Genomic DNA, 24,643 nt, shown 5'->3' with positions numbered 1-24,643 from the left:
ACCCGCCCTGGAGACCTGGACCGGATGTTCGAGCTCAAACCCTGCGACCCCGTCACCTACCGCCAACAGACCCGCCGCAGCACGTTGATCGTGGCCGTGCTGTTCATGGCCTTGGCCATGCTGCTGTCGACCCTGGCGGTGATGCTGTTCGGCGAACCCGGCGGTGATAACTTTCGCTTCAATGTCGGCGGTGTGTTCGCGGGGGTGCTGATTACCGTCGCCCTGGTGCGCGGCCCGTTCTGGTCCAAGTCGTGGCTGGCCGCTGCGGTGTACGGCTGGCAGCTCAAGCGCACGCTGATGCGCGTGACCAATGTGATGCACACCGTCACCGAACGTGTGCAGGCCAATGATCCGGCGGCCATGAAAGTGCTGCGTTTCTATCACCTGGGGCTGACGCAGATGCATGCACTGGACGCCAACTCCAGCGCCCAGGCGCAACTGGTCGGCGAAATGGACGCGCATAAAGCCAGGATGCAGACGCTGGGAATCGACACCGAACAGACCCGTTTCGACCCCGCGTGGCTGGACGGTTTGAAAAGCGTTTAAATCATCTGCCTCGCCAGCAGAACAACGCACTCACCGCAATCGCCGCCCCCGCCACGCCAAACACCAGCGGCGCCGACGCCACCGGCAGCAGCAGACCCGCCAGTAGCGGCCCCAGGCCAGCGCCGATGTCGCGCCAGACGGCATTGGACGCCAGCGCCGACACTCGCATCGAACCGGGGTTGCGCTCGGCGACCAAGGTAGTCACCAGCGGCAGTTGCAATGCGCGCAGCACCAGCACCGCCGCCGCGCCGACGATCACCCAATAGCTGCCGAATGCGCTCAAGGCCAGGGCACTCAAGAACGAAAACAGCAGCAGCATGGCGGTGGCGCCAAATCGCTGCGCCGCGCGACCGCCCAGGGGGCTCAGAAGCATTTCCGAGACGTAGCGCAGGGCCATTAAGCCACCAGCAATCAGCACCGCATCGCCGCCGAGAATTTTCTGGGCCTGGATCGACAGCCCAAAGATAAACAGCCCGTCCAGCGCCACGCCTTCGATAAACGACCACAGTGCAACGCTGTCCGGCCACTTGAAGCGACGCCCTGGTGTGCTGTGCAAATCATGTCCGGCGCTGGGCAAGCCGCGCGCCATCCAAAGGCCTATCAGGCAGCAACCGGCGAGAATCACAAAGATCGGACGCGGCCCGGCCCACAGCGTCAGCCAACCACCGAACGGCAACGCCAGCATCGGTCCCCAGGCGATCAAGGCCCGCGAACGCCCGGCCCGGCGCGCGGCGCCCTCTGGCTCAGCGGTGGCCAATACCTGGGTCGACAGGTTCAACGCGGCGAAACACAGGCCCCACACCAGCCGCAACCCGAGCAACGCGGCGAAGCCGGACAGCACCGAATTGCCCAGGGCACACAGCGCAGCGGCACCGGCGGCGATCATGCAGGTCAGACGATCGCCGTTGCGCGCATAGAAATTCAACACATGCCGGTAACCGAAAATCCGCACCAGGCGGTTGGCCGCCAGCAACACACCGGCCTGGGCCAGGGTAATGCCAAAGGCCTGGGATTCCATGGGCAGCAGCAGGTAGAGCAGCACGTCGCTGGGCAGGCACAACGCCAGGGTCAGCGCGGCGCGGCGGGAGGTGGTGTCGGCAGTGCGTTGGGCCTGACTGGACATAAATCTGAAACATCCCGAAATATTCAGGTCGCCACGGTAGCCTTAGCGAACCGCGCTTTACAACGCCCCGTCACGTCTTTTTCCCATAGGGCAGCAAACGCAAACCGCTGGCCACGCTGCCCACCAGCGCAAACGCACAGCCCAGCCACAACGCAGAGTGCGGGCCGCTGGCCATGAACAGGTGGAAACACAACGCCACCAGCGAGGCGCCCAGCGTCTGCCCCAACAAGCGCGAAATCGCCACGATGCCACTGGCCCCGCCGCTGCGCGCCAGCGGTGCACTGGTCATCAACGCCTTGAGATTGGGCGACTGGAAAAAACCAAAACCGGCGCCGCACAAGGCCATGCGCCAACCGATATCGAAGGCCGACGCGCCGGTGTCCAAGGTCGCCAATGCGGCCATGCCCAGGCTCAACATCAGCAGGCCGATGCCGCACAGCAGGCCCAGGGACACACGGTCGGCCAGGCGCCCGGCGACCAGTGCCATCACCGCCACCACGGCAGGCCACGGCGTCATCAGGAAGCCGGTTTCCACCTGGCTATGGCCGAGCACTGCTTGCAGCAGAAATGGCAGCGACACGAAGGCCAGGCCCTGGGCACTGAAGGCGCAGATCGCAGTGAGAGAAGACAAGGCAAACACCGGCCGCTTGAACAGGTCCAAGGCGAGCATCGGCGCCGGATGACCGGCCTGGCGACGCAGCAACAAGGTGCCGCACAGCAGCGCCACGGCAATCAAGCCCAGGGTCAGTGCGCCTTGAGCGCCGTGCACCGCGGTGCCAAGGCCCAAGACCAACAAGGCGAACAAACCGGCACATAACAATGCCGCCAGCCGGTCAAACGCGTGCCCGGTGATGGGGAGGATGGGCAGTGAACGCACGCCGAGTGCCAGGGCCAACAGCCCCAGCGGCACATTGATCAGGTACAGCCAGTGCCAGGTCGCCACTGACAGGATCGCCGACGCGGCGGTCGGCCCCAAGGTAAAGGCCAACCCCACCACCAACGAGTTATAACCAAGGCCGCGCCCAAGCATTTTTGACGGGTAGATATGCCGCAGCAACGCCGTGTTCACACTCATGATCGCCGCCGCGCCCAGCCCCTGCACCACCCGCGCAGCCGTCAGGGTCTCCAGCGAACCTGCCAACCCGCAAAACAGCGACGAGACGATAAACAGCAGCAACCCGCCAAGGTACACACGGCGATGCCCCAGCACGTCACTCAGCGACGCAAACGGCAGCACCGTGGCAATAATCGCCAACTGGTAGGCGTTGACCACCCAGATCACCGAGGCGGAATCGGTACCAATCCCTTCGGCCAGTGTCGGCAGTGCGGTGTTCACGATGGCCGTGTCCAACGTCGCCATGCCGATCCCCAGGGAGATCGCGATCACGGCAGGCAGGCGTTTGTTGAGAGGCAGGCCATCGGCGGCAGAAGACATGAACGATCCACGCGGGTGATAAGGCTGCCAGATTAAGGGCAGCGCTGATTTTTTTCAGCCGCGGATCAGTTGCCTGTCGACAATTTCATGTTCGCCAGCGCGCTCAGGTCCAAATGCCCGCCTATAACCGGCGGGCACCAGTAGTAACCACCGGTCAACGGCGTGCTGATGCGGTACAACCCGTCGACAATCCCGTCTTCCAACCCGCTCATGCGGCGCAGTTGTGCTTCAAAAGCATCGAACGAGTGGCCGAACGCGAGGAACATCAAACCCGCCTGACCGTTCTCGGCCCACGGCATCGAGCGGCGTACCACGAAGGCTTCCGGGGTAAAGCTTTCCTGAGCGGTGCGTTTGGTGTGGGCGGATTCGGGGGCGTCGTCCAGCTCTTCGTTGTCGCCATGGCGGCGGCCGATGATGTGGTCGCGCTCCTGGGCGGGCAAGGCGGCGAAGCCGTCGAGATCGTGCTGCCATTGCTGGATCGCAGCGAAGCTGGCGCCGCTGTCGGTCAGCGCGGCGTCAACGGCGGCGTCGTCGTGGGGGTTTTCGGTGCCGTCTTCATAATCGGTGAGGTCAAACCCGGTCTTGTAGCGAAAGCCTTCGGTTGACTGCACCAGGCCAAACGCCGGGGCCAGGGCCTTTTCATAGGCACGGCTGCGCAACAGCAGTTCACCGCGATCCACACCGTGCAGCCACACCCACAGTGCCTGCTGGGTGGAGGGATTATTCGCACCCGGGCCGCTGACCGCCGGGAATGGGCGCAGACCATCGATGTGCGTGCCCAGTGCATTTACCAGCGGTTCACCAAAACCGACCACTGCCGCCGAATCCACCAGTTGCACCAGCGCGTCCAACGCGGCCGGTACGGCTTCAAGGGTTTGCACGGCAAAAAACAGATGGCGTGCCTGCAAAGGCACCGGTGCGGCAAGAATGCCCGGCTGGTAGTGACTCATGTGAACTCCTTCAAGAAAGGCGCGCAGTTTACCCGCCGTACGTCATCGTGCGTAGGAGAAAGCGCGCAAGCCTTGCCATAGAGCCCTCTGTTGGGTGACTCTCTAGTCATGTTTTGAAACTATTCCAGGGGTAGCGACATGACCACCAGCAACCTGCTCGCCCAGCTGTTTCCAACGTCCGTGGCCGATATTCCCGAGCAATTCCGGCTTGAAGCGCCCATTGAACAGCGTGATTACCTGGTCGATGGCCAGTTGCAGGTGTGGAACGGCCCGCTGGCCCAGGTGCAGAGCCCGGTGCAGTTGGGCGACAGCCGTGTGGTAATCGGCAGCACGCCGCTGCTGGACGCCGACACCGCCCTCACCGCCCTCGATGCCGCCGTGCGCGCCTACGACCGGGGCCAGGGCGAATGGCCAACCATGCGTGTGGCGGACCGTATCCAGCATGTCGAAGCGTTTTTGCGCCGTATGCGCGAACAGCGCGATGCCGTGGTCACGCTGCTGATGTGGGAAATCGGCAAGAACCTCAAGGACTCGCAAAAAGAGTTCGACCGCACCTGCGACTACATCACCGACACCATCAATGCCCTCAAGGAACTGGACCGTCGCAGCAGCCGCTTCGAACTGGAACAGGACACCCTCGGGCAAATCCGCCGCGTACCGCTGGGTGTAGCGCTGTGCATGGGCCCCTACAACTACCCGCTCAATGAGACCTTCACCACGCTGATCCCGGCGTTGATCATGGGCAACACCGTCGTGTTCAAACCGGCCAAGCTCGGCGTGCTGCTGATCCGCCCGCTGCTGGAGGCGTTCCGCGACAGCTTCCCGGCCGGAGTGATCAACGTGATCTACGGCAGTGGCCGTGAAACCGTCAGCGCGCTGATGGCCAGCGGCAAGATCGATATCTTTGCGTTTATCGGCACCAACAAGGCCGCCAGCGACCTTAAAAAACTGCACCCCAAGCCGCACCGCTTGCGTGCTGCACTGGGCCTGGACGCGAAAAACCCCGGCATCGTGTTGCCCGAGGTGGACCTGGACAATGCCGTCAGCGAGGCCGTCACCGGTTCGTTGTCGTTCAACGGCCAGCGCTGCACCGCGTTGAAAATCCTGTTTGTGCATGAGGATGTGGTCGACAGCTTTATCGAGAAATTCAACGCCAAGCTGGCGACACTCAAGCCCGGCATGCCATGGGAAGACGGCGTGTCGCTGACGCCGCTGCCGGAAGTGGGCAAGGTGGATTACCTCAATGATCTGGTGGCCGATGCTCAACAACACGGTGCCCAGGTGGTGAATGCCAACGGTGGCACCAGCCGTGGTTCGTTTTTCTACCCGGCCGTGCTGTACCCGGTGAACCCGCAGATGCGCGTGTACCACGAAGAACAGTTCGGCCCGGTGGTGCCGGTCGTGCCTTACCGCGATCTGGAGACGGTGATCGAGTACGTACTAGACTCGGACTTCGGGCAGCAATTGAGCATCTTCGGCACCAACGCCGTGGCAGTTGGGCGTCTGGTGGACACCTTTGCCAATCAGGTTGGCCGGATCAATATCAACGCCCAATGCCAACGCGGGCCGGACACGTTCCCATTCAACGGGCGCAAGAACTCGGCCGAAGGCACGTTGTCGGTACATGACGCCTTGCGGGTGTTCTCGATCCGCACCCTGGTGGCCACCAAGTTCCAGGAGAGCAACAAGGCGCTGGTCAGCGACATCCTGCGCAACCGCGATTCGAGCTTCCTGACCACCGATTACATTTTCTAGAGGAACGCGAGCAGTTGATTAACCTGCATTTGCCTATGTTTGCCCGGCGCCTGCTGCGCCCGTTGCTCGACCCGTACCGTCGCTATCGCCATGCCAAGCTGATCCACGCCGTGCGCGTGTCCATTGGCTTGCTGGCGACGATCCTGCTGACCACCGGCATCAACCTGCCCCACGGTGAGTGGGCGTCGGTGACCATGCTGATCGTGATCGGCGGTTTGCAGCACCACGGCAATATCGGCAAGAAAGCCGTGGAGCGCGCCTACGGTACTTTGATCGGCGCCAGCGTCGGCTTGCTGCTGGTGGTGCAACAGGCCTACTTCGGTCTGCCGCTGTTGACCTATTTGCTGATGTCGGTGGTGTGCGGGTTCTTTTCCTATCACGCCATCGGCAAGGGCGGATACATCGCCCTGCTGTCGGCGATCACGGTGTTTATCGTCGCCGGCCACGGAGACAATCCGATCTCGGATGGTTTGTGGCGCACGGTCGATATCCTGATTGGCATCGTGCTGGCCCTGGCGTTTTCCTTCGCCCTACCGCTGTATGCCGTGTACTCGTGGCGCTACAACCTGGCCAGTGCTTTGCGCGACTGTGCGGCGATTTACAGCAGGATCATCAACGGCCAATCGGTGACCGATGATGAACACCTCAAATTGTTGAACCGCTTGAATGCCGCGATGGTGCAACTGCGCTCGCTGATGCCGTCGGTGTCCAAGGAAGTGCGCATCTCCATGACCGAACTGGACGCGATCCAGCGGCACCTGCGCATGTGCATCAGCACCCTGGAAATTCTCGGCAACACGCGGCCGGACCCGCGTGATGAACAGGCCACTGCGCGCATGCAGATGATGTTGAAGGCCGAGCACCGGCAGATTCGTGTGCAGTTGGTGGGGATGGCGCGGGCGCTGAAGTCGGGGGTGACAGAGCGGTTGGAGCGGCCAAGCCATGCCGGCGTGAGCGAGCCGGCGCTGGATACGCCGGTCTACAGCGCGTTGGACGGTTATCGGTTGCTGACGGTGCAATTGGCGGCGAATGTGGATGGGATGCGCCAGCGGCTGGCTAAGAGCGCCGGGCGCTGGAAGATCTAGAAAGCTGGTCCGTTGACGTGTACCCAGCATCTACACATTCACACTTTCTCCTACATATTTTTCACGTTTTATTCACATCCCGGGACGTAGGGTGAAGCCTCATCCGTTACAAACGTTGCACATCAAGCCCGCCGCCCCAGCGGGCTTTTTTTTGCCTGGGATTTGACTTAGCGCGAGGCCTTGGCAGCGGGCGCGGCCGCTTGTTCACGAATGGCACGCTGGGTATCCAGCACCTTCGCCAACGCGGTTTCCGCTTCCGGGCTTTGCTGCGGCACACGAATCGCCGCCGAGACCAAGGTGATCAATTTGGCCATCACTTCGGCATCCGTCGCCGGGCGGCCCAGGCTCATGGAATTCATCAGCAGGCGCAGTTCGGTGCCGGCCATCACCCCGGAAATCGCCTTGAGGGCAAATTGCAGGCGCACGCCCAGCTCATTGCGCGGCAGATCCGGCAAGGCCAGGGCGAACGCTTCGAAGAAGCGCTGGAACACCGGCTGGTAATGCACCTTGAGGTATTCCTGGATGAACGGTGAGGTGTCGCTGTACACACGACCCAGGAAACGGATGAACGAACGCCCTTCCCCACTCGCACTGGCCGGATCGCTGCGCTCCAGGCCCATGGCCGGGGCGAACAGCACGCCTAGGAGGGTATCGCAATCGAGTGGGCCATCAGACTCGGCTTCACAACGCGCCAGCAGTTCCAGGCGCTGCTCATTGAGCGGCTCAAGGCGCTGCATCAGTAGGGTTTTCATCAGGGAATCCTTGTCCCCGAAGTGGTAGTTCACAGCGGCCAGGTTCACTTGGGCTCGCTCGGTAATCTGCCGTAACAACACTGCGTCATAACCGTACTTAATAAAGAGCGCCTCTGTCGCATCCAGCAATCGAGTCTTGGTAATGTTTGGAGCGCTGAGTTTCTTCGCGACCATAAAGGGTTCCACGGCGGAAATATTGTTTTAAAAAATAATTTGATTTTTTATACCGGGGCGGCCGGTCGAAAGCAAGTGGGGATGCACCGCCATACGATTCAAAGCCTTGGCCAGCGGGCATTTTGAGGGTGATTCGGGCAATTTTGACGGCCCCTCACACCGCGTTATGTAATCGTTTCAAAGGGTAAAACCGCTCTACATCCATGGCTGGCGAAGCGCTGGGAACACGGTTAGTATTCAAACAATATTTTAAAAACAAGAAATAAAACCAGTCCGTGACGCGTACCTGACAACTCCCGAACTTGTTACAAGGATTTACCGGGGGACATGACGGCAGCGTCGAGACTGCAGGCGTAGTCATGATGACAAATACCCCCGCGCACCCAGGCTTGATCTCCCTGCAAGGCATCGGCAAACGCTATCAGTTGGCCGGGCAAGAGCTGTCCATTCTCAATGACGTGTGCCTGTCCATCACCCGCGGTGACAGCTGCGGCATTCTCGGCGCGTCCGGCTCCGGTAAAAGCACCCTACTCAATATTCTTGGCCTGTTGGACTTGCCCAACTGCGGCCAGTACCACTTTGCGGGCCACGATATTTTCAGCGCCACCCCGGATGAACTGGCGGCGATCCGCAACCAGCAGATCGGTTTTGTGTTCCAGAGCTTCAACCTGCTGCCGCGCCTCAGCGCCTTGGACAACGTCGCCTTGCCGCTGAGCTATCGCGGTGTGTCGCGCCACGAATCGGTGGAGCAGGCCCTGCGCATGCTCGAACAAGTGGGTTTGGCCGACCGCGCTCACCATCGCCCCGCCGACCTTTCCGGCGGTCAGCGCCAACGCGTTGCTATCGCCCGCGCGCTGGTGGGCAAACCTTCGGTGATCCTGGCCGACGAACCCACCGGCAACCTCGACAGCAGCACCGCTCAGGACATCATGGACCTGCTGCTGGCGCTGAACCGCGAGCAACAGGTCACGCTGATCATCGTCACCCACGACGCGACTATCGCCGAGCGACTGGAACGCAAGATTCTGGTGCGCAACGGCGTGGTGCACGAGGTCGGTCGCCTATGAGCCTGCGGGTCGAACAGAGCCTCAGCCAATTGCTGCATGAAGCCTTCATCAGCCTGCGCACCCTTGGCAAGCGCTCGGTTCTGGCCCTCTTGGGCATCGTCATTGGCAGTTCGTCGGTGGTAGCACTGATCAATATCGGCCATAACGCGGCAGTGGATGCCGCGATGATTTTCAAGGACATGGGCACCGACACCCTGGTGGTGCAGTTCCCGCCCAAAGGCAACAACAACGTGCCGATGCGTACCCCACTCAACCTGCAAGCGGTGCGCGAGGCCGTGCCAGGCATCGCGCACATCGGCGCACTCAGCCTGTTCAGCGGGCCCATCGTGTTCCATGGCCGCACAGCCAACGCCAACTTCGTCGGCGGCACAGCGGAGATTCCCCAAACGATGCGCCTGGAACTGCGACAAGGGCGTTTTCTGTCGAGCTACGACGCCAACGAAACCTATGGCGTGATTGGCGACCAGGTCGCCCAGGCACTCGGGGCGCCGGGCGATCCCGTGCAACTGGGCGACCGGGTGCGCATCAACGACTACCTGTTCCTGATCGTCGGCATTCTGCACAACCAACCGCGGGCGATGCTGATGCCGGTGCAGGCCAACGAGTCATTGTTCATCCCCGCCGAAGGCATGCGCCGTATCTACGCCACGCCGCAGATCAGCAATGTGATCATCCGCGCCGCGCCCGGCCAGGACATGGAGCACATCGCCCGGGCAGCCGCCGACGCGTTGCAGACCCAGCTCACCGAACACACTGTCGACATTCAGGTGCCCCAGCAAATGATCGACGGCATGACCCGGCAAAGCCGCACCTTCGCCTACCTGCTACTGGCCCTCGGCGCGATTTCCCTGGTGGGCGGTGGCGTGGGGGTGATGAACGTGATGCTGATGAACGTCTCGGAGCGCCGCCGCGAGATCGGCATTCGCATGGCCTTGGGCGCTCGCCAGCGGGATATCCGCAACCTGTTCCTGCTCGAAGCCGTGACCCTCACCGCCGTCGGCGCGCTGTGCGGCGCGGTGCTGGGCATGAGCGCTGCCTGGCTCTACGCCTGGCTGTCGGGCTGGGAGTTCGCGCTGGCGGCTGCTGCCCTGCCCCTCGGCGTGGGCAGTACATTGCTGGTGGGTTTGTTCTTCGGCCTCTACCCGGCAGTTTCGGCCTCGCGATTGCAACCGGTGGAGGCCCTGCGTGATGAGTAAATGGCTCTGGTTGCTCGCGCTGATCAGCCTGCCCGGCGTGGCGGCCGATGTGGTCATCCGTCCCTCGGCCCCCAGCAGCCCCCGCAGCGTGTCGTTGAACGCCCAGGTCACCGCGCTGACCCTTGGCGACGCGGTGTACCTGGGCCTGCGCAACAACCCGGCAATCCGCAGCGCCTACCTGCAACGGGTGGCGCAGAAGTTCGACCTGCGGGTCGCTGAAGACGTGTTCAACCCCAAGCTCACCCTCAACAGCTATTACCGCGCCACCCGCGGTTCCCAGGACAGCGCACGCAACACCAACGTGGCGCCGGCCACCAGTTTGCTCAGTGAGTACGGCACCCGACTGAGCATGGGCTGGACCCAGCAACTGAACAACGCCGACCGCGCCGGCCGTTACCGCAGCGACGGCCTGGACCTGGCGATCATCCAACCGCTGCTGCGCGGTGCCGGCTGGGACGCCACCACCGCGCCGCTGCGCCTGTCGCGCCTGTCGGAACAGGCCAATCGCCTGAACCTCAAGGCCACCGTGGCGCAGACCATCAGCCAGATCATCGCCACCTACCGCGAACTGCTGCGCGCCCAGGAACAACTGCTGATCGTGCAGGAAGCCCTCAAACGCTCCGACACCTTGCTGAACGTGAACAAGGCGCTGATCAGCGCCGGGCGCATGGCCGAGTTCGAAATCGTGCAGACCGAAGCCGATATCGCCACCCAGCAGTTGGGCGTGGAAGAAGCGCAAAACCAACTCGATACCAATCGCATGGCGCTCCTGCGTCTGCTGGCCCTGGACCTGTCCACGCCGATTCGCGCCACCGAAGCCCTGGAGGCCAAGCCCATGCAGATCGACAAGCGCCAGGCCTTCACCCTGGCGCAAACCCAGCAACCGGAGTACCTCGCCGCCCTGCTCGGCAGCCAGCAGGCCGACCTCGACCTGGTGATCGCCAAAGACTCCGGGCGCTGGCAGGTGGATTTGGTGGCCGGCGCGAACCAGATTCGCGACAACTACAATAACGACGCCGGCAGCAGCAATAACCGCACCTGGGACAGCTACGCCGGGGTGCAGGTGCAGATCCCCATCGGTGACATCAGCACACGCCAGGCCGAAGTGCGTGCGCGGGTGAATGTGGAGGATCAGGAAATCCGCATCACCGACGCCCGTCAGGAACTGGAGCGCAGCGTCAACGATGTGGTGCGCGACCTCGGCACCCGTTGGCGCCAATATGAAATCTCCCAGCGTGCGGTGGAGCTGTCACGGCGCAAGATCGAGATCGAGCGGGAAAAGCTCAGTGCCGGACGTTCCACCAACTTCCAGGTGCTGAGTTTCGAGACCGACCTGCGCAACGCCGAAAACGCGCAGCTCAATGCACTGATCGCTTATTTGAACGCCCAGACCCAGCTCGACTTGACCCTGGGCATGACGCTGGAAAGTTGGGAAATCACCCTCAATGACTACTAATCGAAAACGCCTGCTGGGCGCTGTAGTGATCCTGCTGCTGGTCGGAGCGGGGCTGGCGTTGCGCAGTCCTGCTTCCAGTCCCGCCAGTACCGCCGAGCAATGGCAGGCCATAAAACCCGACCCGCTGGTGCACCAGATAGGTCTGGTGGGCAAGATCGAGCCCGACACCACCCTCATCCTCACCGCCCCGTTCGACGGCAACGTGCAGGCCAACCTGGTGGAGCAAGGCCAACGGGTCGAGGCCGGTCAGGTGCTGCTGCGCATGGACCCGGCCACCCTCCAAGTGCAACTGCGCGACGCACTTTCCGCCCAGCTCAAGGCCCGGCGTACCGTGCAGGAGATGCAAGACTGGGAGAGCAGCCCGACAGTCAGCCGTGCCCGCCGCAGCCTGCGCACCACCGAGATGAATGCCGGCAACACCCAGCGCAAACTCACCGAAAGCGACAACCTGTTCAAGCGCGGCATCATCCCGCGCAACGAACTGGACGAACTCAAGCAGCAAGCCCAGCAGCAACAGCTTGACCTCGCCTCCGCACGCAGCGAACTGCAACAGGCGCTCGATCAGGGCAAAGGCGAATACCGCCAGATTGCCGACATGGAACTGACCAACGCTAAGGTGAAATACGAGGCCCTGCGCACGTTGCTCGAAGGCCAGGAGGTCAAGGCGCCGTTTTCCGGCATCGTGGTACCCGCGCCTGGCAATAACACACCTCAAGGCGGCGGCATTACCAACGCCCCCATCCAAGTTGGGAGCAAGATCAGCCAAGGCCAGGTGTTGTTCGGGTTGGCGAACATAGAACGGCTGAAAATCGTCGCCAAGGTCTCGGAGTTGGACATCAACCAATTGCATCAGGGCCAAGCGGTGGAGGTCATGGGCGATGGGTTTGATGGCGAGCGGCTGACTGGCTCAGTCAGTGTGGTCAGCGGGTTGGCAATGGCCAGTGACAGCCAGGGCAGTGCGCAGTTTCCGGTGACGCTATCGATCCCCAAGCTGACGCCCCAGCAGTTGCAGCGGGTGCGGTTGGGGATGAGTGCGCGGTTGACCATCATCACCTACAACAATGCGCAGGCGATTGTGATTCCGAGCGAGGCGATCCAGGCGGATATGACGGTGGAGTATCGAGAAGCGATGGATAAGCCGGTGGAGCGAGTGAAAGTGACCACCGGGCAATCGACGGCGCAGGGGGTTGAGGTGTTTGGCCTCAAGCCTGGCTTTGTGAAGACCTCAAGATAAATGGAGATCCCCTGTGGGATGGCGGTGCGACGGTTCGACTTGCTCCCGATGGCGGCCTCTGGGCCGACCATTTCTTTGGATTGGACCGGGTATATATCCGTTTCTGCGGTAATGGCGAGTATTGGTTCCGCCCTTACGGCGGGTCACTTTGGAAAAGAGCCGGAACGCCGGCTCAACCAAAAGTCACCAAAAGGCTCTTGCCCCAACACTCGGCACCTCGCCTAGGCTCGGTTTGCGGCCAGCGTTTTTGACGGGGCGCCTAAGATCACAATCAAAAAGCGCGGATCAAAAGACCGCTGAATTCGTCAGCGAAAAGGATGTAAGAGCCAAATCAAAAGCAGATCCAAGACAAGGTGAGGCCTATCTGATCTATGGAGATCAAACTGTGGGAGGGGGCTCGCTCCCGATGGCGGTGGGTCAGTCACAGCTGCATAAACTGACACACCGCCATCGGGAGCAAGCCCCCTCCCACATTTGGGCGGAGTTTGACCTGAGAACCCGGTCGGTTCTCAGGCCGCCACGCTCTTGCTTTTGATCTGAAATCGCCCCGTCAACCACGATGGTCGGCATTCCGGCCTTTACAAAAGTGACCCGTTGTAAGAGCGGAACCACTAGCCGCCTAGGCTCGGTGTGCCCACGGATTCAAGCCTGCGTTCGGCCAGCGTGTTTGACGGGGCGCCTAAGATCACAATCAAAAGCGCAGATCAAAAGACCGCTGAATTCGTCTGCGAAAAGGATGTAAGAGCCAAATCAAAAACAGATCCAAGACAAGGTGAGGCCTATCTGATCTATGGAGATCAAACTGTGGGAGGGGGCTTGCTCCCGATGGCGGTGTGTCAGTTTATGCAGCTGTGACTGACACACCGCCATCGGGAGCAAGCCCCCCCTCCCACATTTGGGCGGAGTTGGACCTGAGAACCCGGTCGGCTCTCAGGCCGCCACGCTCTTGCTTTTGATCTGAAATCACCCCGTCAACCACGATGGCCGGCATTCCGGCCTTTACAAAAGTGACCCGTTGTAAGAACGGAACCACTAGCCGCCGTTACTCAAATAACGGATATGTACCCCAAAAAACCGCAGATCTGAAGCAAGCCCTACCCCATTCAGGCCTTCACCAATCTCGAAGCCAGCGCCTTGGCCTGAAGCGCCACATCCGTCACCGCCGTGCTTTCCCACCACATCCCGCGCAATGGAGGGCCCATGGCAAACAGGCGTTCACTGACCTGCCCCTGGGCATCCAGCACTGCGCCGGACACATCCGCCGCAATCCCCAACGCCAACGGTCCAGGCCTGATCAACCCGCGTTTGAGCAACTGCTGCGGCAACGGCCGGGCCACGCGGCGCCAATCGTATTCGATGCCGCTGGAGTTGATCAGCGCTGCCCCCGACACTTGGGTGATCGCCTGTTCGCCTCGATAACGCAAGCGAATGGTTACGCCCTCGCCCGAAGGCTCCAGCCCTTTGAAAGACGCCGCTTGAATCCGCAAGCGCCCTTCCTCATGCAGCCGCGCTACCAACTCTGCGCTCAATGGCGGCGAGCGGTGGTGATGGCTTTCCCACCAGGGCCGCACATGCCGCACGAACTGACGTTTCTCCCGCTCGCTGGCCTGGCTCCACAACCGGCCGATATGGGCGCGCACGGTGTCCAGCGGCGACTGCCAATCGATGCTCTGCTCCAGCGCGATCCGGCATTGCCGACGCACTTCGCGCAGCAACTGCCGAGGGCTGCGAAGGCCGTGGTCAGCGGCAACAAAATCCTCCCAAGCCGGCGGTTGCCGGCGCACATGGGGCAACAAACCGTGGCGTGAGAAAACCTCGATAGGTCCGCGATGCCCGGCCTGTTCCAGGGACACCACCGCGTCGACCATGGTCAGCCCGGAACCGATGATCAGCACCCTAGACTGCGGGTCGAGTTGGGTCATGGCCTGCACATCCCACGGGTCCACCGCCGCGGCGTTCAAGCCGCTGGATTCGGTTTGTGGCGTGCGTGCCGCCGGGAACATGCCGGTGGCCAGTACGGCAAACGCACCGCGCAGTTGCTGGCCGTTGTCGAGGGTCAGCAGGGTTGAATCCGCGTCCACTTGCAGGTCGACCACTTGCGCCCTGACATGCTCCACCGTGGAAGCCGACAACACCTTGGCCTCAGCCAACCGTTGCTGCGCATACAGGCCAAAAATCCCGCGCGGCGGGAACAGTTCGCTGATGGGCACGTGCTGCTGGTCCGACTCCGGCCAGCCGCCAGCGCCGATGTAGTCAGTGAGCCATTGAGTCAGGTCATCGGCATTGTCCGGATCGACACTCATGCGTGCCGCGTTGCCGTTCAGGGTGTGGCCCAACTCCACAGCGCTGTAGGCCTCGCCACGCCCAAGCTCGGCGCGCGGCTCGATCACCAGGATCCGACGCTGACCACCTAGACGCAGCAGTTGCACGGCCAGCATCGTCCCACTCAGGCCGCCGCCGACGATCAGTACATCAGCGTTGCGGATGGATTCACTCATGCAGGTTCGCCCTTACTGTTTACCCAGGTAAATATCATGCAAGTCACCCCGCGCCAGCAATTCAGCGGCGCTGCCGCTCAAGGCCACGCGCCCAGTATCCAGCACGTAACCCTGGGACGCATAGGTCAGCGCGACGTTGATGTTCTGCTCGGCGATCAGGAAGCTCACCTGCTGCTCGCGGTTGAGCTGCGCGATGATCTCGAAAATCTCCTGCACGATCATAGGCGCCAAACCCATGGATGGCTCGTCGAGCAGTACCAAAGTAGGACGAGTCATCAACGCACGGCCGATGGCGACCATCTGCTGCTCGCCGCCCGAGGTGAGCCCGGCGCGGGTGTGGCGCTTGGTCTTGAGCCGGGGGAACCAGGCGTAGATGCGCTCCAGGTCGTGCTCCATTTCCTTGCGGCTCAGGCGTCGCACAAAACCGCCGCTGCGCAGGTTGTCTTCCACCGTCAGTTGGCCGAACACATGGCGCCCCTCCAGCACATGCACCATGCCCTGGCGCACGCGCTGGCTGGGGTCGACATCCGCCAGGTCCTTGCCTGCGTACTCGATAACACCTCGGCTGACCTCGGCGCGCTCGGCCCGCACCAGACCAGAGATGGCCTTGAGGGTGGTGCTCTTGCCGGCACCATTGGCACCGAGCAAAGCGACAATGGCGCCCTTGGGCACGCTCAGCGAGACCCCGGCCACCGCCAGGATTGCGCCGTCGTAGATCACTTCAATGTCATTGACCGTCAGCAGTGATACGCTTTCGGCTTCAGTGGCTGGCTGACTCATGGCTTATTTATCCCCGGTGCAGGTGCGTGGCGTGAGGCCTTTTTCCTTGGCGAACGCGGCGGACTTTTCATCGATCAACGGGCGCAGCAGCGCACGGTCGGCAGCGATCCATTCGCTGACCAGCGTCCAGTTGGCGCCGTCCCATTGCTGCACGCGCGCAGAACCGCCGCCTTCATGGTCGCGGCATGACAGCTTGAGGTTCTGCATCAGGCCCAGGTAACCCATGGCCTTGAGGCGTGCGTCGTCGATATTCAGGTGTTCCAGGCCCCAGCGGCCTTCTTCACCATTGAGTGGACGCTTGCCGAACTTGGCCTGACCGGTGCGGATCGCCTCTACGGCCACGGCCGCGTTCACCAGGCCGGAGTTGTAGTACACGCTGCCGAAGTTTTTCAGGTCCTTGAGGTCGCTGTGGCCCTTGTCGAGGATGTATTGCTTGAGGCGTTTGTGGATCTCAAAATCGGCGCCGGCCGGGTATGGCGTCAGCGCCAGGTAGCCCTTGGCGGCAGCGCCAGCGGGCAATACGTCTTCGCTGGAACTGGCCCAGATGTCGCCGATGATATGGTCAACCGGGAAGCCGAAGCGCGCGGCGGTCTTCACCGCCACCGGCGTCGACACGCCCCAGGTGCGCAGGAACACCCAGTCCGGGTTGGCCTGGCGTACCTGACGCCATTGCGCGGACTGTTCATTGCCGGGGTCCGCCACCGGAATCTGGATATTTTCAAAGCCGTATTTCTCGGCCAGCAATTTCAGCGGGCCGAGGGTTTCGCGCCCATAGGCCGAGTCGTGGTAGACCGTGGCGATCTTCTTGCCCTTGAGTTTGTCGAAGCCGCCTTCGCGCTCGGCAATGTAGTTCACCAGGGTCGAGGCTTCGCTGTAGAAGGTCAGCATCACCGGGAAGTTGTAAGGGAACACCGTGCCGTCGGTGGCTTCGGTGCGACCGTACCCGAGGGTGATCAGCGGGATCTTGTCCACCTCGGCCCGCTCGCTCAAGGCATACGCCGCCGGCGCGCCGTTGGGCTGATACAACGCGACCGGCGCGCCATCCAGGCCATTCTTGAAGCGCTCGTAGCACTCAATGCCCTTCTCTGCCGTCCACTCGGTCTCGCATTCCTGCCACACCAGTTTCACGCCATTAATGCCGCCTTCGACCTCGTTGATATAGCGCAGGTAGTCGATCATCCCGGCCCACACCTGCACGCCGCTGGACGCGTAGGCGCCCACCCGGTAAGTCGCCAGAGGAAAGAACTGCTGGTCGGCCGAGGCCATCGCCTGGGGTACGGCAGCGGACAACGCCGCCAACGCAAAGGCCGCACTGACCAGGGATCGTTTTAAGGATGCACGCATGGAAACTCTCTTCTATAGGTCAGAAACGTAGGGGCCACTGACGCAGCCGATCGCGAAGGTTGTGCAACAGGCGAATCAAGCCCTCGGGTTCCTTGATCAGGAACACGATGATCAACACGCCAAAAATGATTTTCTGCAGATTTTGCAACTGCCCCGCGTCCACCGCGCCGCCGAACAGCGCTTGCCCCGCGTGGCTGAGAAAGATCGGCAGCAAGCTGATAAACGCAGCCCCCACGAAGTTGCCGGCGATGCTGCCCATGCCACCGATAATGATGATGAACAGGATCTGGAAGGAGCGATTGATATCGAAGCTGCTGGCGCTGGCCGTGCCCAGGTAGGCAAACGCCCACAGCGCGCCGGCGATGCCGAGGTAAAACGAGCTGACCGCAAACGCCAGGCGCTTGTAGCGCACCACCGGGATGCCGACCACGGCGGCGGCGGTGTCCATGTCGCGGATCGCCATCCAGTTGCGCCCCACTTGGCTGCGCACCAGGTTGACGGCGGTCCAGGTCAACAGCAGCACCGTGACCAGCGTCAGCCAGTAGCGGCCCAGCGGCGTATTGAGGTCATGGCCGAACAGTGCAAGTTTCGGCGCCGAGATAGTCCCGGACGATCCGTAGTTGTAGAACCACGGGAATTTGACGAACAGCCATTCCAGGAAAAACTGCGCGGCCAATGTGGTGACCATCAGGTAGAAGCCTTTGATCCGCGAGCTGGGCAACCCGAACAACAGGCCGACCAAGGCGCTGATAATCCCGCCGCCCAGCAATGCCAGCGGCAATCCCAGCTCCGGCAAGCGCAGCAGAAATCCGTAGGTCGCGAAGGCGCCGACCGCCATGAAGCCGGCCGCGCCCACCGAGGTTTGCCCGGTGTAGCCGGTCAGCAGGTTCAAGCCCAACCCGGCCAGCGACAGCACCAGAAACGGGATCAGGATCGCATTGAGCCAATAGTCATTGCCCCACAGCGGCACCACGATAAACGCCAACGCCAACGCCAGCAGGCCGAGCAGGCCCCAGGGCACACGTCGCGGGACCAGCAACAACGGCGCGGTTTCTTGAGCAACAGGGATCGACATGGTTTCAGACTCGCTCAATAGCGCGCTCGCCGAACAGGCCGGCGGGACGGATATACAGGAAGGCCAGGGCCAAGACGTAGGCGAACCACGGCGTGATGCCGCCGCCGATCAGCGGGCCGATATACACCTCAGCCAGGTTTTCCGCCGCGCCGACAATCAACCCGCCGACAATCGCGCCGCCAATCGAGGTAAAGCCGCCGATGATCAACACCGGCAACGCCTTGAGCACCACCAGCGACAGCGAAAACTGCACCCCCTGGCGCGCGCCCCATAACAGCCCGGCCACCAGCCCGACAATGCCGGCCACCGCCCAGACAATCTGCCAGATGCGGTTGAGGTTGATGCCGATGGACAGCGCCGCTGTGGTGTCATCCGCCACTGCGCGCAACGACACACCGATGCGGGTCTTGTTGAACAGCAGCGCGAGCACCGTCACCAGCACCACGGCAGCCGCTGCGGCGATCAGGTCGAACTGGCTGAGCATCAGCGGACCGACAAACAGCGGCACGTCGTCGATGCCCAAGTCCAGGGCGCGCACTTGCGCGCCCATCAAGCCCTGGGCGAGGCCTTCGATAATGAATGACAAGCCGAGGGTGGCCATGAACAGGGTGATCTGAGAGCGGTTCACCAGCGGGCGCAGCACCAGGCGCTCGATGAGCAACGCGCCGACGATCATCACGATCACCGTCAGCAGCAACGCGAGGGCAAACGGCACACCCTGGTCATGCAGGCTGACAAAGGTCAACGCCGCAAACAGCAGCATCGCGCCCTGAGCAAAATTGAACACACCGCTGGCTTTGTAAATCAGCACGAAGCCGATGGCGACGAGTGAATACATCGTGCCGGCGAGCAGGCCGCCAAGCAGGGTTTCGAAGAAGAAGGTCATCAGTGTACGGCTCCCAAGTAGGCGGCGATCACCTCGGGATTCGCCTGTACTTGCGCCGGCGTGCCGTCGCCGACCTTGCGCCCGTAGTCAAGCACCACCACGTGGTCGGACAGTCCCATCACCACGCCCATGTCGTGTTCGATCAACACCACGGTGGTGCCGAGGTCGCGGTTCACGTCAGCGACGAAGCGCGCCATGTCCTGTTTCTCTTCTGCGTTCATCCCGGCCATGGGTTCGTCGAGCAGCAACAGGCTAGGTCCGGCGATCAGTGCACGGCCCAACTCCACACGCTTTTGCAGGCCGTAGGACAGGTTGCCCACCAGCACATCGCGGTGTGCTTGCAGCTCAAGGAACTCAAGAATGCCTTGGCCCCGCTGGCGAAAGGCAGCGGCCTCGCGGCGCGCGCGTGGCAAGCCGAGGGCCTGCTCGATAAAGCTGCTGCGCATGTGCCGCGACAGGCCGGTGAGAAGGTTGTCGAGCACGCTCATTTTTTTGAACAGCGCGTTGTTCTGGAAGGTGCGGCCAATGCCTCGGCGCGCGGCGACCAAGGGGTCGATGCGGTGGAAATGTTGCTGTTCGAAGACGATCTCGCCGGCGTCAAAGCGATACACGCCATTGAGCACATTGAGCAACGAACTTTTACCGGCGCCGTTAGGGCCGATCAACGCGCAGATCTCGCCGCGCTGCACGTCAAAAGACAAGGCATTGATGGCCTTGACCCCTTTGAATGACAGCGAGATATCGCGCACCTGAAGAATAGCGTCGCTCATGCGATATCCCGTTTGAGTTCAGCCAGCCACACGGGCTCGGCAGTGGATTTGAGAGGCTGCCAGATAGAGGCCAGGCGCTGAAAACCCAGCAGTTTGCGTACACGGTTCTTCAGTAAACGGCGCAGTCCGCTTTGAGGATGGGCGATGGCCCAGTCGCACAGGCGTCGGCGCCAGGTGCCGCGGGGTGCAAGGCGGCTTTCGATTTCATCGGCCAAGTGCCGCAAACGCTCCGGCGACAGCAGCAAGCCGGTGGGCGCCACTTCACTGCGATCGCGCTGCGCCGAGGCCAGGCTTTCCGGGAAGGCCAGGCCGTGGCCGCTGCTCAGCCATTGCTCCAGCAGCACCGCCAGACCGCCTTGCCAATGGGTGCCCTCCTCGCTCCACAGTGCGGTTTCGCCGGAGGGTTGCCACCAGCGCTGCAAATGCTGCGCAGGCTCGACCGGGCCGAGCAATTGGGCGAAATCCAACCGCTGGGTGAACGTCCAATCGCGCTGACGACCTTGAGCGTAGGCGTGGCTGGGATGCATACGCCACAGGTGTTGCTCCAGGGCCTGCGGCTCAAGGTCATCGGCCAGCGTCAGCACTTGCGCGCCGACGGAATGGGCCGCCAACGCCAGCAACAGCAGGTTCGGCTCAAAGGCGCCGCTGAGCACCAAGCGAGACTGTTCACTTAAACCTTGCTGGCGCAAACCATCGGCCAGGCGCTCGACGTCGCGCAGGGTGTCAATCCAGCGCCAGGCATACCACTGGCCCTGGCGCTTGTGGCGCAGGGCGATGTGCAACGGCGTGAGTTGTGCCCAGTGTTGCAGGTGTTCCAGGAGGGCCTTGGGTTCGAGCACGCTCATAGGTGTTTGCTCCTAGTGGAGGGTGTGCGTGCGGTGGTCCGCTGGCTTGATTATTTGGATCGACACGGGACAACTGTGGGAGGGGCGGTGCGACGATTCGACTTGCTCCCGATGGCGGTGGGTCAGTTAGACCACTTTTGACTGAGCCACCGCTATCCGCGGCAAGCCCCCTCCCACATTGGATTTATGTGCATTGGAAAGATCGCGATAGCTGGCGCCCGGGTGGTTGGCTCCCAGTCGCGCACCGTCGCCAAACAACTTCTCGCGCAACGTGCCTTCGGCGTATTCGGTCTTGTACACCCCACGCTTCTGCAACTCCGGCACCAGCCATTCCACAGCGTCGATAAAGGTTTCGTGGGTCAGCGCATAGGCCAGGTTGAAGCCGTCGACGTCGGTCTCTTCGACCCATTCCTGCAACAGGTCTGCCACCGTCTCCGGACCGCCGACAAACAGCGGACCGAAGCCACCGATGCCGACCCAGTCCGCCAGTTCATTCGGCGTCCAGACTTTATTCGGATCGGCCGTGGAGAAGGCTTCCACCGCCGATTGAATGGCGTTGGTGTGCACATGCTTGAGCGGCTCATCCGGTTTGAACTGGCTGAAGTCGATGCCGGTCCAGCCGGAGATCAGCGCCATCGCGCCTTCGTAGCTCACATAGGATTTGTAGTCGTCAAACTTGGCTTTAGCCTTGGCGTCCGTTTCGTCGACGATCACCGTCTGCAAATTGAAGATCAGGATTTTCTTCGGATCACGCCCGGCCTCGGCCGCACGACGGCGGATGTCGGCAACGGTTTTTTTCAGCAGCACCTTGGACGGCGCGGCGACGAACACGCATTCGGCCTGCTCGGCGGCAAACTGCTTGCCACGGCTGGACGCGCCGGCCTGGTACAGCACAGGCGTGCGCTGCGGCGACGGCTCGCACAGGTGAATGCCGGGCACCTGGAAGTGTTTGCCGACGTGTCGGATCTCGTGGATTTTGCTCGGATCACTGAAAATCCGCCGCTCGCGGTCGCGCAGTACCGCGCCCTCCTCCCAACTGCCTTCCCAAAGCTTGTAGCAAACCTCCAGATATTCCTCGGCGTAGTCGTAGCGTGCGTCGTGTTCGGTCTGGGCTTTCTGGCCGAGGTTCTTGGCGCCGCTTTCCAGGTAGGAAGTGACGATATTCCAGCCGATACGGCCCTTGGTCAGATGGTCCAGGGTCGACAGCCGACGCGCGAATGGATACGGATGCTCAAACGACAACGAAGCGGTGAGACCAAAGCCCAGGTGCTCGGTGACCAACGCCATCGGCGCGATCAGCGACAACGGGTCGTTGACCGGCACTTGGGTGGCCTGGCGAATCGCCGCATCACCGTTGCCGTTGTACACATCGTAGATGCCCAGCACGTCGGCTATAAACAGACCGTCGAACTTGCCACGCTCCAGAATTTTCGCCAGATCGGTCCAGTATTCCAGGTCCTTGTACTGCCACGAACGGTCACGGGGGTGCGCCCACAGGCCGGGAGATTGATGGCCGACGCAGTTCATGTCGAAAGCGTTCAAGCGGATTTCACGGGACATCACAGCACTCCGTTGAGGTGGTAGTTGCCGACAATCTGGTATTTGTTGCGCAACGGATCATCCAGGGTCGACGGCAGCGCGGTGCGTTGCCCGGTCAGTTCAAATTCCGCGTTACTGGCGGCGATGAGGGCTTCGGCGGCGGCGATCTGCGCCTCGGTGGCGGCCACCGGGCTCGGGTGGGTTTCGGCGCGTTCGAGCAAGGCAGCGGCCACATCCACACGGATCTGCAAGTCGCCGAAGCGGCTGATCACATAGGGGTCAGCGCTTTTTTCGACATGGCGGCGGGTGCTGTCCAGCAGTTGGCGCGCGAGATTCAAGGCAGTCATGGGTCAGGTTCCTCAGTTCCAGGCGTGGCGCGCAGGTTTCACGCCGTTGAGCACGAAGTTGCCGATCAGGTGGTATTTCCAGCGGGCCGGGTCGTGCAGGGTGTGGGTGCGCGCGTTGCGCCAGAAGCGGTCGAGGTTGTGCTTGGCCGTGACCGAACGGGTGCCGGCCAGTTCGAAGAGTTTGCTGCTGGCGAGCAAGGCGGTTTCAGCGGACAGCACCTTGGCTTGTGCGACGATCAGCGAGGCGTTGGCCACGGTGTCTTCGTTCGGTTGCGCCAAGGCTTGGTCAACCGCGATGCCGGCCTTGGCGAGGATCGCTTCGGTGCCGTGCACGCGCCATTCCAGATCGCCGATGGCGGCGATGGTGAACGGGTCCTGCCAGCCATGATCCTGCTGGCTGTCGATCCAGGGACGGGCCTGGCGCGCGAAAATTTTTGCCTGTTCAAGGGCGCCGAGGGCAATGCCGGTATCCACCGCTGCCTGGATGATTTGCGAAATCGGCCCATCGGCCGTTGGTTGGTCAAACGCCAGGTGGGCGGGAATCACCGCGCTCAAGGGCACAGTCACGCCGTCGAGGGTCACGCCGCCGCTGGCGGTGGTGCGCTGGCCGAAGCCGTCCCAGTTGTCGATCACGGTCAGGCCTGGCGCGTTGCGCTCGACAAAACCAATGAACGCCTGGCCCTTTTCGTTATTGCCCACCGTGGGCACGATATGGGCGAACAGTGCGCCAGTGCAGTAGAACTTTTCACCGTTGATTTGCGCGGTATCACCGTGAAACCGGATTTGGGTGTCAAAGGTGCCGGCGTTTTTGCTCTTGGCCTCGGAGAAAGCATTGCCGAAGCGGTAGCCCGCCAACACCTTGCCGAAGTAATAGCGCTTCTGCTCCTCGGTGGCGGTTTGCAGGAGGATGTCGACGACACCCAGATGGTTCTGTGGGATTTGCCCCAAGGACGGGTCTGCGGCGGAGATCAATTTGATCACTTCGGCCACGGTGACATAAGACACACCGGCGCCACCGTAGGCCTTGGGAACAGTGATGCCCCACAGGCCGCTGGCGGAGAACTCGTCGAGTTCGTCTACCGGTAAGCGACGGTCGCGGTCGCGCACGCTGGCATCGACGGCGAAGCGTTCGGCCAGGCGCGTGGCGACCTCGATGGCCTCCGCGTCCGAGCGGATGATATGGGCAGGGTGTTGAGGATGGGCTGACATGGGCCGACTCCAGGCTCCAGGGATATGCAGGAGCTACAGCAGGAGTCGTGCCACATGAAAAATAACTTTAAAAACAATGAGTTAAATTAAAAGCTCGCAAAGAACGGGAGCGCTGTCATACAGCAAACTGTCTAGTCACTGTTCACCTGCAAACAGTAACGTATGGAACACGCTCTATGCAGGGGTGCGAGGAGCCCCTTCGACAATGTACTTATCAAGGTCCGATTTATAAGGCGGCGAAAGCCCTTCCACGTTAAAACTGACATAAACGAGGGGCGTGAAAAAAACCGGTTTTGCAGTCCACACGGGAATTTCCAAGGTTTCTACCGATTTAACTTCAACCCTGAAGTAACTGGTGCCATTCCCCTCAATCTTCCCAATGATTGTTTGACCTATTTTCATGCCAACGAACGGTTGGATAACCAATTTGAGCTCTTCAGCCTCCACATCAGCATATTGGACGACACCGCCCTGTGATGGCTCCAGGGATGGTGCAGGGTTCACCAGCACGGGGGTTTGTTCGTCTTTCATGGTCCATCCTCCAGTGATTGATTAAATCACGGCCAACCAACCACTT

Annotated in this window: 22 protein-coding genes; 7 read left to right on the top strand and 15 right to left on the bottom strand. The window is 61.7% G+C overall.

Going from position 1 to position 24,643, the window contains the following annotated elements; genetic code table 11:
* Window positions 1-24: 24 nt before the first annotated feature.
* Window positions 25-546, top strand: a complete 522-nt coding sequence (locus AB4N82_RS21330; protein WP_122756426.1) for a DUF3087 family protein — start codon at window positions 25-27, stop codon at window positions 544-546.
* A 1-nt stretch (window position 547) separates the two neighbouring features.
* On the opposite strand, the gene AB4N82_RS21325 is transcribed toward AB4N82_RS21330, so the two are convergent.
* From AB4N82_RS21325 to AB4N82_RS21315, 3 genes are all read right to left on the bottom strand, one after another.
* Window positions 548-1,669 (bottom strand): MFS transporter, encoded by a 1,122-nt coding sequence (locus tag AB4N82_RS21325; protein WP_032889729.1) that lies wholly within the window; start codon window positions 1,667-1,669, stop codon window positions 548-550.
* A 70-nt stretch (window positions 1,670-1,739) separates the two neighbouring features.
* Complete coding sequence (locus AB4N82_RS21320; protein ID WP_032889731.1) at window positions 1,740-3,104, bottom strand: MFS transporter; 1,365 nt, start codon at window positions 3,102-3,104, stop codon at window positions 1,740-1,742.
* Window positions 3,105-3,169: 65 nt separating this feature from the next.
* A complete protein-coding gene (locus AB4N82_RS21315) occupies window positions 3,170-4,054 on the bottom strand; it encodes a Dyp-type peroxidase (RefSeq protein WP_095184427.1) in 885 nt (294 codons plus the stop codon).
* A gap of 138 nt (window positions 4,055-4,192) precedes the next feature.
* On the opposite strand from AB4N82_RS21315, the gene AB4N82_RS21310 reads away from it, so the two are divergent.
* Both AB4N82_RS21310 and AB4N82_RS21305 read left to right on the top strand, forming a co-directional pair.
* Window positions 4,193-5,809, top strand: a complete 1,617-nt coding sequence (locus AB4N82_RS21310) for an NADP-dependent glyceraldehyde-3-phosphate dehydrogenase (protein WP_122765478.1) — start codon at window positions 4,193-4,195, stop codon at window positions 5,807-5,809.
* Between the two features lie 23 nt (window positions 5,810-5,832).
* Window positions 5,833-6,894, top strand: coding sequence for an FUSC family protein (locus tag AB4N82_RS21305; protein ID WP_032890043.1), 1,062 nt, complete (start codon window positions 5,833-5,835; stop codon window positions 6,892-6,894).
* Between the two features lie 167 nt (window positions 6,895-7,061).
* On the opposite strand, the gene AB4N82_RS21300 is transcribed toward AB4N82_RS21305, so the two are convergent.
* Window positions 7,062-7,820 carry a TetR/AcrR family transcriptional regulator gene (locus AB4N82_RS21300; RefSeq protein ID WP_032889739.1) on the bottom strand — a complete coding sequence of 253 codons (759 nt, stop codon included), beginning with the start codon at window positions 7,818-7,820 and terminating at the stop codon, window positions 7,062-7,064.
* Between the two features lie 359 nt (window positions 7,821-8,179).
* Here AB4N82_RS21300 and AB4N82_RS21295 point away from each other — a divergent pair, with 359 nt between their 5' ends.
* Genes AB4N82_RS21295 through AB4N82_RS21280 form a run of 4 tightly spaced genes read left to right on the top strand, consistent with a single transcriptional unit; the run spans window position 8,180 to window position 12,773 of the window.
* Window positions 8,180-8,887 (top strand): ABC transporter ATP-binding protein, encoded by a 708-nt coding sequence (locus AB4N82_RS21295; RefSeq protein ID WP_122765479.1) that lies wholly within the window; start codon window positions 8,180-8,182, stop codon window positions 8,885-8,887.
* Window positions 8,884-10,083, top strand: coding sequence for an ABC transporter permease (locus tag AB4N82_RS21290; RefSeq protein ID WP_032889744.1), 1,200 nt, complete (start codon window positions 8,884-8,886; stop codon window positions 10,081-10,083). Before AB4N82_RS21295 ends, AB4N82_RS21290 begins: the two co-directional genes overlap by 4 nt.
* Window positions 10,076-11,539 carry a TolC family protein gene (locus AB4N82_RS21285; RefSeq protein ID WP_032889747.1) on the top strand — a complete coding sequence of 488 codons (1,464 nt, stop codon included), beginning with the start codon at window positions 10,076-10,078 and terminating at the stop codon, window positions 11,537-11,539. The genes AB4N82_RS21290 and AB4N82_RS21285 overlap by 8 nt, the downstream gene beginning before the upstream one ends.
* Entirely contained in the window at window positions 11,529-12,773 is a 1,245-nt protein-coding gene (locus AB4N82_RS21280; protein ID WP_122765480.1) for an efflux RND transporter periplasmic adaptor subunit, read from the top strand. Before AB4N82_RS21285 ends, AB4N82_RS21280 begins: the two co-directional genes overlap by 11 nt.
* A gap of 1,103 nt (window positions 12,774-13,876) precedes the next feature.
* Here AB4N82_RS21280 and AB4N82_RS21275 read toward each other — a convergent pair.
* From AB4N82_RS21275 to AB4N82_RS21225, 11 genes are all read right to left on the bottom strand, one after another.
* The gene (locus AB4N82_RS21275) at window positions 13,877-15,271 is read right to left on the bottom strand and encodes an FAD/NAD(P)-binding protein (RefSeq protein ID WP_122765481.1); all 1,395 of its coding nucleotides are present in this window, start codon (window positions 15,269-15,271) and stop codon (window positions 13,877-13,879) included.
* A gap of 12 nt (window positions 15,272-15,283) precedes the next feature.
* Complete coding sequence (locus tag AB4N82_RS21270) at window positions 15,284-16,051, bottom strand: ABC transporter ATP-binding protein (RefSeq protein WP_122765482.1); 768 nt, start codon at window positions 16,049-16,051, stop codon at window positions 15,284-15,286.
* Between the two features lie 3 nt (window positions 16,052-16,054).
* On the bottom strand, window positions 16,055-17,395 hold the full coding sequence (locus AB4N82_RS21265; RefSeq protein ID WP_460102895.1) for an ABC transporter substrate-binding protein: 1,341 nt from the start codon (window positions 17,393-17,395) through the stop codon (window positions 16,055-16,057).
* Window positions 17,396-17,414: 19 nt separating this feature from the next.
* Entirely contained in the window at window positions 17,415-18,470 is a 1,056-nt protein-coding gene (locus tag AB4N82_RS21260) for a branched-chain amino acid ABC transporter permease (protein ID WP_122765484.1), read from the bottom strand.
* 4 nt (window positions 18,471-18,474) lie between these two features.
* Window positions 18,475-19,356 carry a branched-chain amino acid ABC transporter permease gene (locus AB4N82_RS21255; RefSeq protein WP_032889760.1) on the bottom strand — a complete coding sequence of 294 codons (882 nt, stop codon included), beginning with the start codon at window positions 19,354-19,356 and terminating at the stop codon, window positions 18,475-18,477.
* A complete protein-coding gene (locus AB4N82_RS21250; RefSeq protein WP_122765485.1) occupies window positions 19,356-20,126 on the bottom strand; it encodes an ABC transporter ATP-binding protein in 771 nt (256 codons plus the stop codon). The genes AB4N82_RS21255 and AB4N82_RS21250 overlap by 1 nt, the downstream gene beginning before the upstream one ends.
* A complete protein-coding gene (locus AB4N82_RS21245) occupies window positions 20,123-20,971 on the bottom strand; it encodes an acyl-CoA synthetase family protein (protein ID WP_122753653.1) in 849 nt (282 codons plus the stop codon). The genes AB4N82_RS21250 and AB4N82_RS21245 overlap by 4 nt, the downstream gene beginning before the upstream one ends.
* A 126-nt stretch (window positions 20,972-21,097) precedes the next feature.
* A complete protein-coding gene (locus AB4N82_RS21240; RefSeq protein ID WP_032889765.1) occupies window positions 21,098-22,531 on the bottom strand; it encodes an LLM class flavin-dependent oxidoreductase in 1,434 nt (477 codons plus the stop codon).
* Window positions 22,531-22,857, bottom strand: coding sequence for an acyl-CoA dehydrogenase (locus AB4N82_RS21235; RefSeq protein WP_032889767.1), 327 nt, complete (start codon window positions 22,855-22,857; stop codon window positions 22,531-22,533). The genes AB4N82_RS21240 and AB4N82_RS21235 overlap by 1 nt, the downstream gene beginning before the upstream one ends.
* A 12-nt stretch (window positions 22,858-22,869) precedes the next feature.
* Window positions 22,870-24,066, bottom strand: a complete 1,197-nt coding sequence (locus tag AB4N82_RS21230; protein ID WP_032889769.1) for an SfnB family sulfur acquisition oxidoreductase — start codon at window positions 24,064-24,066, stop codon at window positions 22,870-22,872.
* Window positions 24,067-24,240: 174 nt separating this feature from the next.
* Window positions 24,241-24,597 (bottom strand): hypothetical protein, encoded by a 357-nt coding sequence (locus AB4N82_RS21225; RefSeq protein WP_122765486.1) that lies wholly within the window; start codon window positions 24,595-24,597, stop codon window positions 24,241-24,243.
* Between the last annotated feature and the right edge of the window lie 46 nt (window positions 24,598-24,643).

This window comes from Pseudomonas sp. H1_D04, assembly GCF_054683855.1.
This window is presented reverse-complemented; position numbering and strand designations above follow the sequence as displayed.

Bases quoted from the DNA above. Each gene is read 5' to 3' on its own strand.
- AB4N82_RS21330 (WP_122756426.1), top strand. From the start codon at position 25: ATGTTCGAGCTCAAACCCTGCGACCCCGTCACCTACCGCCAACAGACC.
- AB4N82_RS21325 (WP_032889729.1), bottom strand. From the start codon at position 1,669: ATGTCCAGTCAGGCCCAACGCACTGCCGACACCACCTCCCGCCGCGCC.
- AB4N82_RS21320 (WP_032889731.1), bottom strand. From the start codon at position 3,104: ATGTCTTCTGCCGCCGATGGCCTGCCTCTCAACAAACGCCTGCCTGCC.
- AB4N82_RS21315 (WP_095184427.1), bottom strand. From the start codon at position 4,054: ATGAGTCACTACCAGCCGGGCATTCTTGCCGCACCGGTGCCTTTGCAG.
- AB4N82_RS21310 (WP_122765478.1), top strand. From the start codon at position 4,193: ATGACCACCAGCAACCTGCTCGCCCAGCTGTTTCCAACGTCCGTGGCC.
- AB4N82_RS21300 (WP_032889739.1), bottom strand. From the start codon at position 7,820: ATGGTCGCGAAGAAACTCAGCGCTCCAAACATTACCAAGACTCGATTG.
- AB4N82_RS21295 (WP_122765479.1), top strand. From the start codon at position 8,180: ATGATGACAAATACCCCCGCGCACCCAGGCTTGATCTCCCTGCAAGGC.
- AB4N82_RS21290 (WP_032889744.1), top strand. From the start codon at position 8,884: ATGAGCCTGCGGGTCGAACAGAGCCTCAGCCAATTGCTGCATGAAGCC.
- AB4N82_RS21285 (WP_032889747.1), top strand. From the start codon at position 10,076: ATGAGTAAATGGCTCTGGTTGCTCGCGCTGATCAGCCTGCCCGGCGTG.
- AB4N82_RS21280 (WP_122765480.1), top strand. From the start codon at position 11,529: ATGACTACTAATCGAAAACGCCTGCTGGGCGCTGTAGTGATCCTGCTG.
- AB4N82_RS21275 (WP_122765481.1), bottom strand. From the start codon at position 15,271: ATGAGTGAATCCATCCGCAACGCTGATGTACTGATCGTCGGCGGCGGC.
- AB4N82_RS21270 (WP_122765482.1), bottom strand. From the start codon at position 16,051: ATGAGTCAGCCAGCCACTGAAGCCGAAAGCGTATCACTGCTGACGGTC.
- AB4N82_RS21265 (WP_460102895.1), bottom strand. From the start codon at position 17,395: ATGCGTGCATCCTTAAAACGATCCCTGGTCAGTGCGGCCTTTGCGTTG.
- AB4N82_RS21260 (WP_122765484.1), bottom strand. From the start codon at position 18,470: ATGTCGATCCCTGTTGCTCAAGAAACCGCGCCGTTGTTGCTGGTCCCG.
- AB4N82_RS21255 (WP_032889760.1), bottom strand. From the start codon at position 19,356: ATGACCTTCTTCTTCGAAACCCTGCTTGGCGGCCTGCTCGCCGGCACG.
- AB4N82_RS21250 (WP_122765485.1), bottom strand. From the start codon at position 20,126: ATGAGCGACGCTATTCTTCAGGTGCGCGATATCTCGCTGTCATTCAAA.
- AB4N82_RS21245 (WP_122753653.1), bottom strand. From the start codon at position 20,971: ATGAGCGTGCTCGAACCCAAGGCCCTCCTGGAACACCTGCAACACTGG.
- AB4N82_RS21240 (WP_032889765.1), bottom strand. From the start codon at position 22,531: ATGTCCCGTGAAATCCGCTTGAACGCTTTCGACATGAACTGCGTCGGC.
- AB4N82_RS21235 (WP_032889767.1), bottom strand. From the start codon at position 22,857: ATGACTGCCTTGAATCTCGCGCGCCAACTGCTGGACAGCACCCGCCGC.
- AB4N82_RS21230 (WP_032889769.1), bottom strand. From the start codon at position 24,066: ATGTCAGCCCATCCTCAACACCCTGCCCATATCATCCGCTCGGACGCG.
- AB4N82_RS21225 (WP_122765486.1), bottom strand. From the start codon at position 24,597: ATGAAAGACGAACAAACCCCCGTGCTGGTGAACCCTGCACCATCCCTG.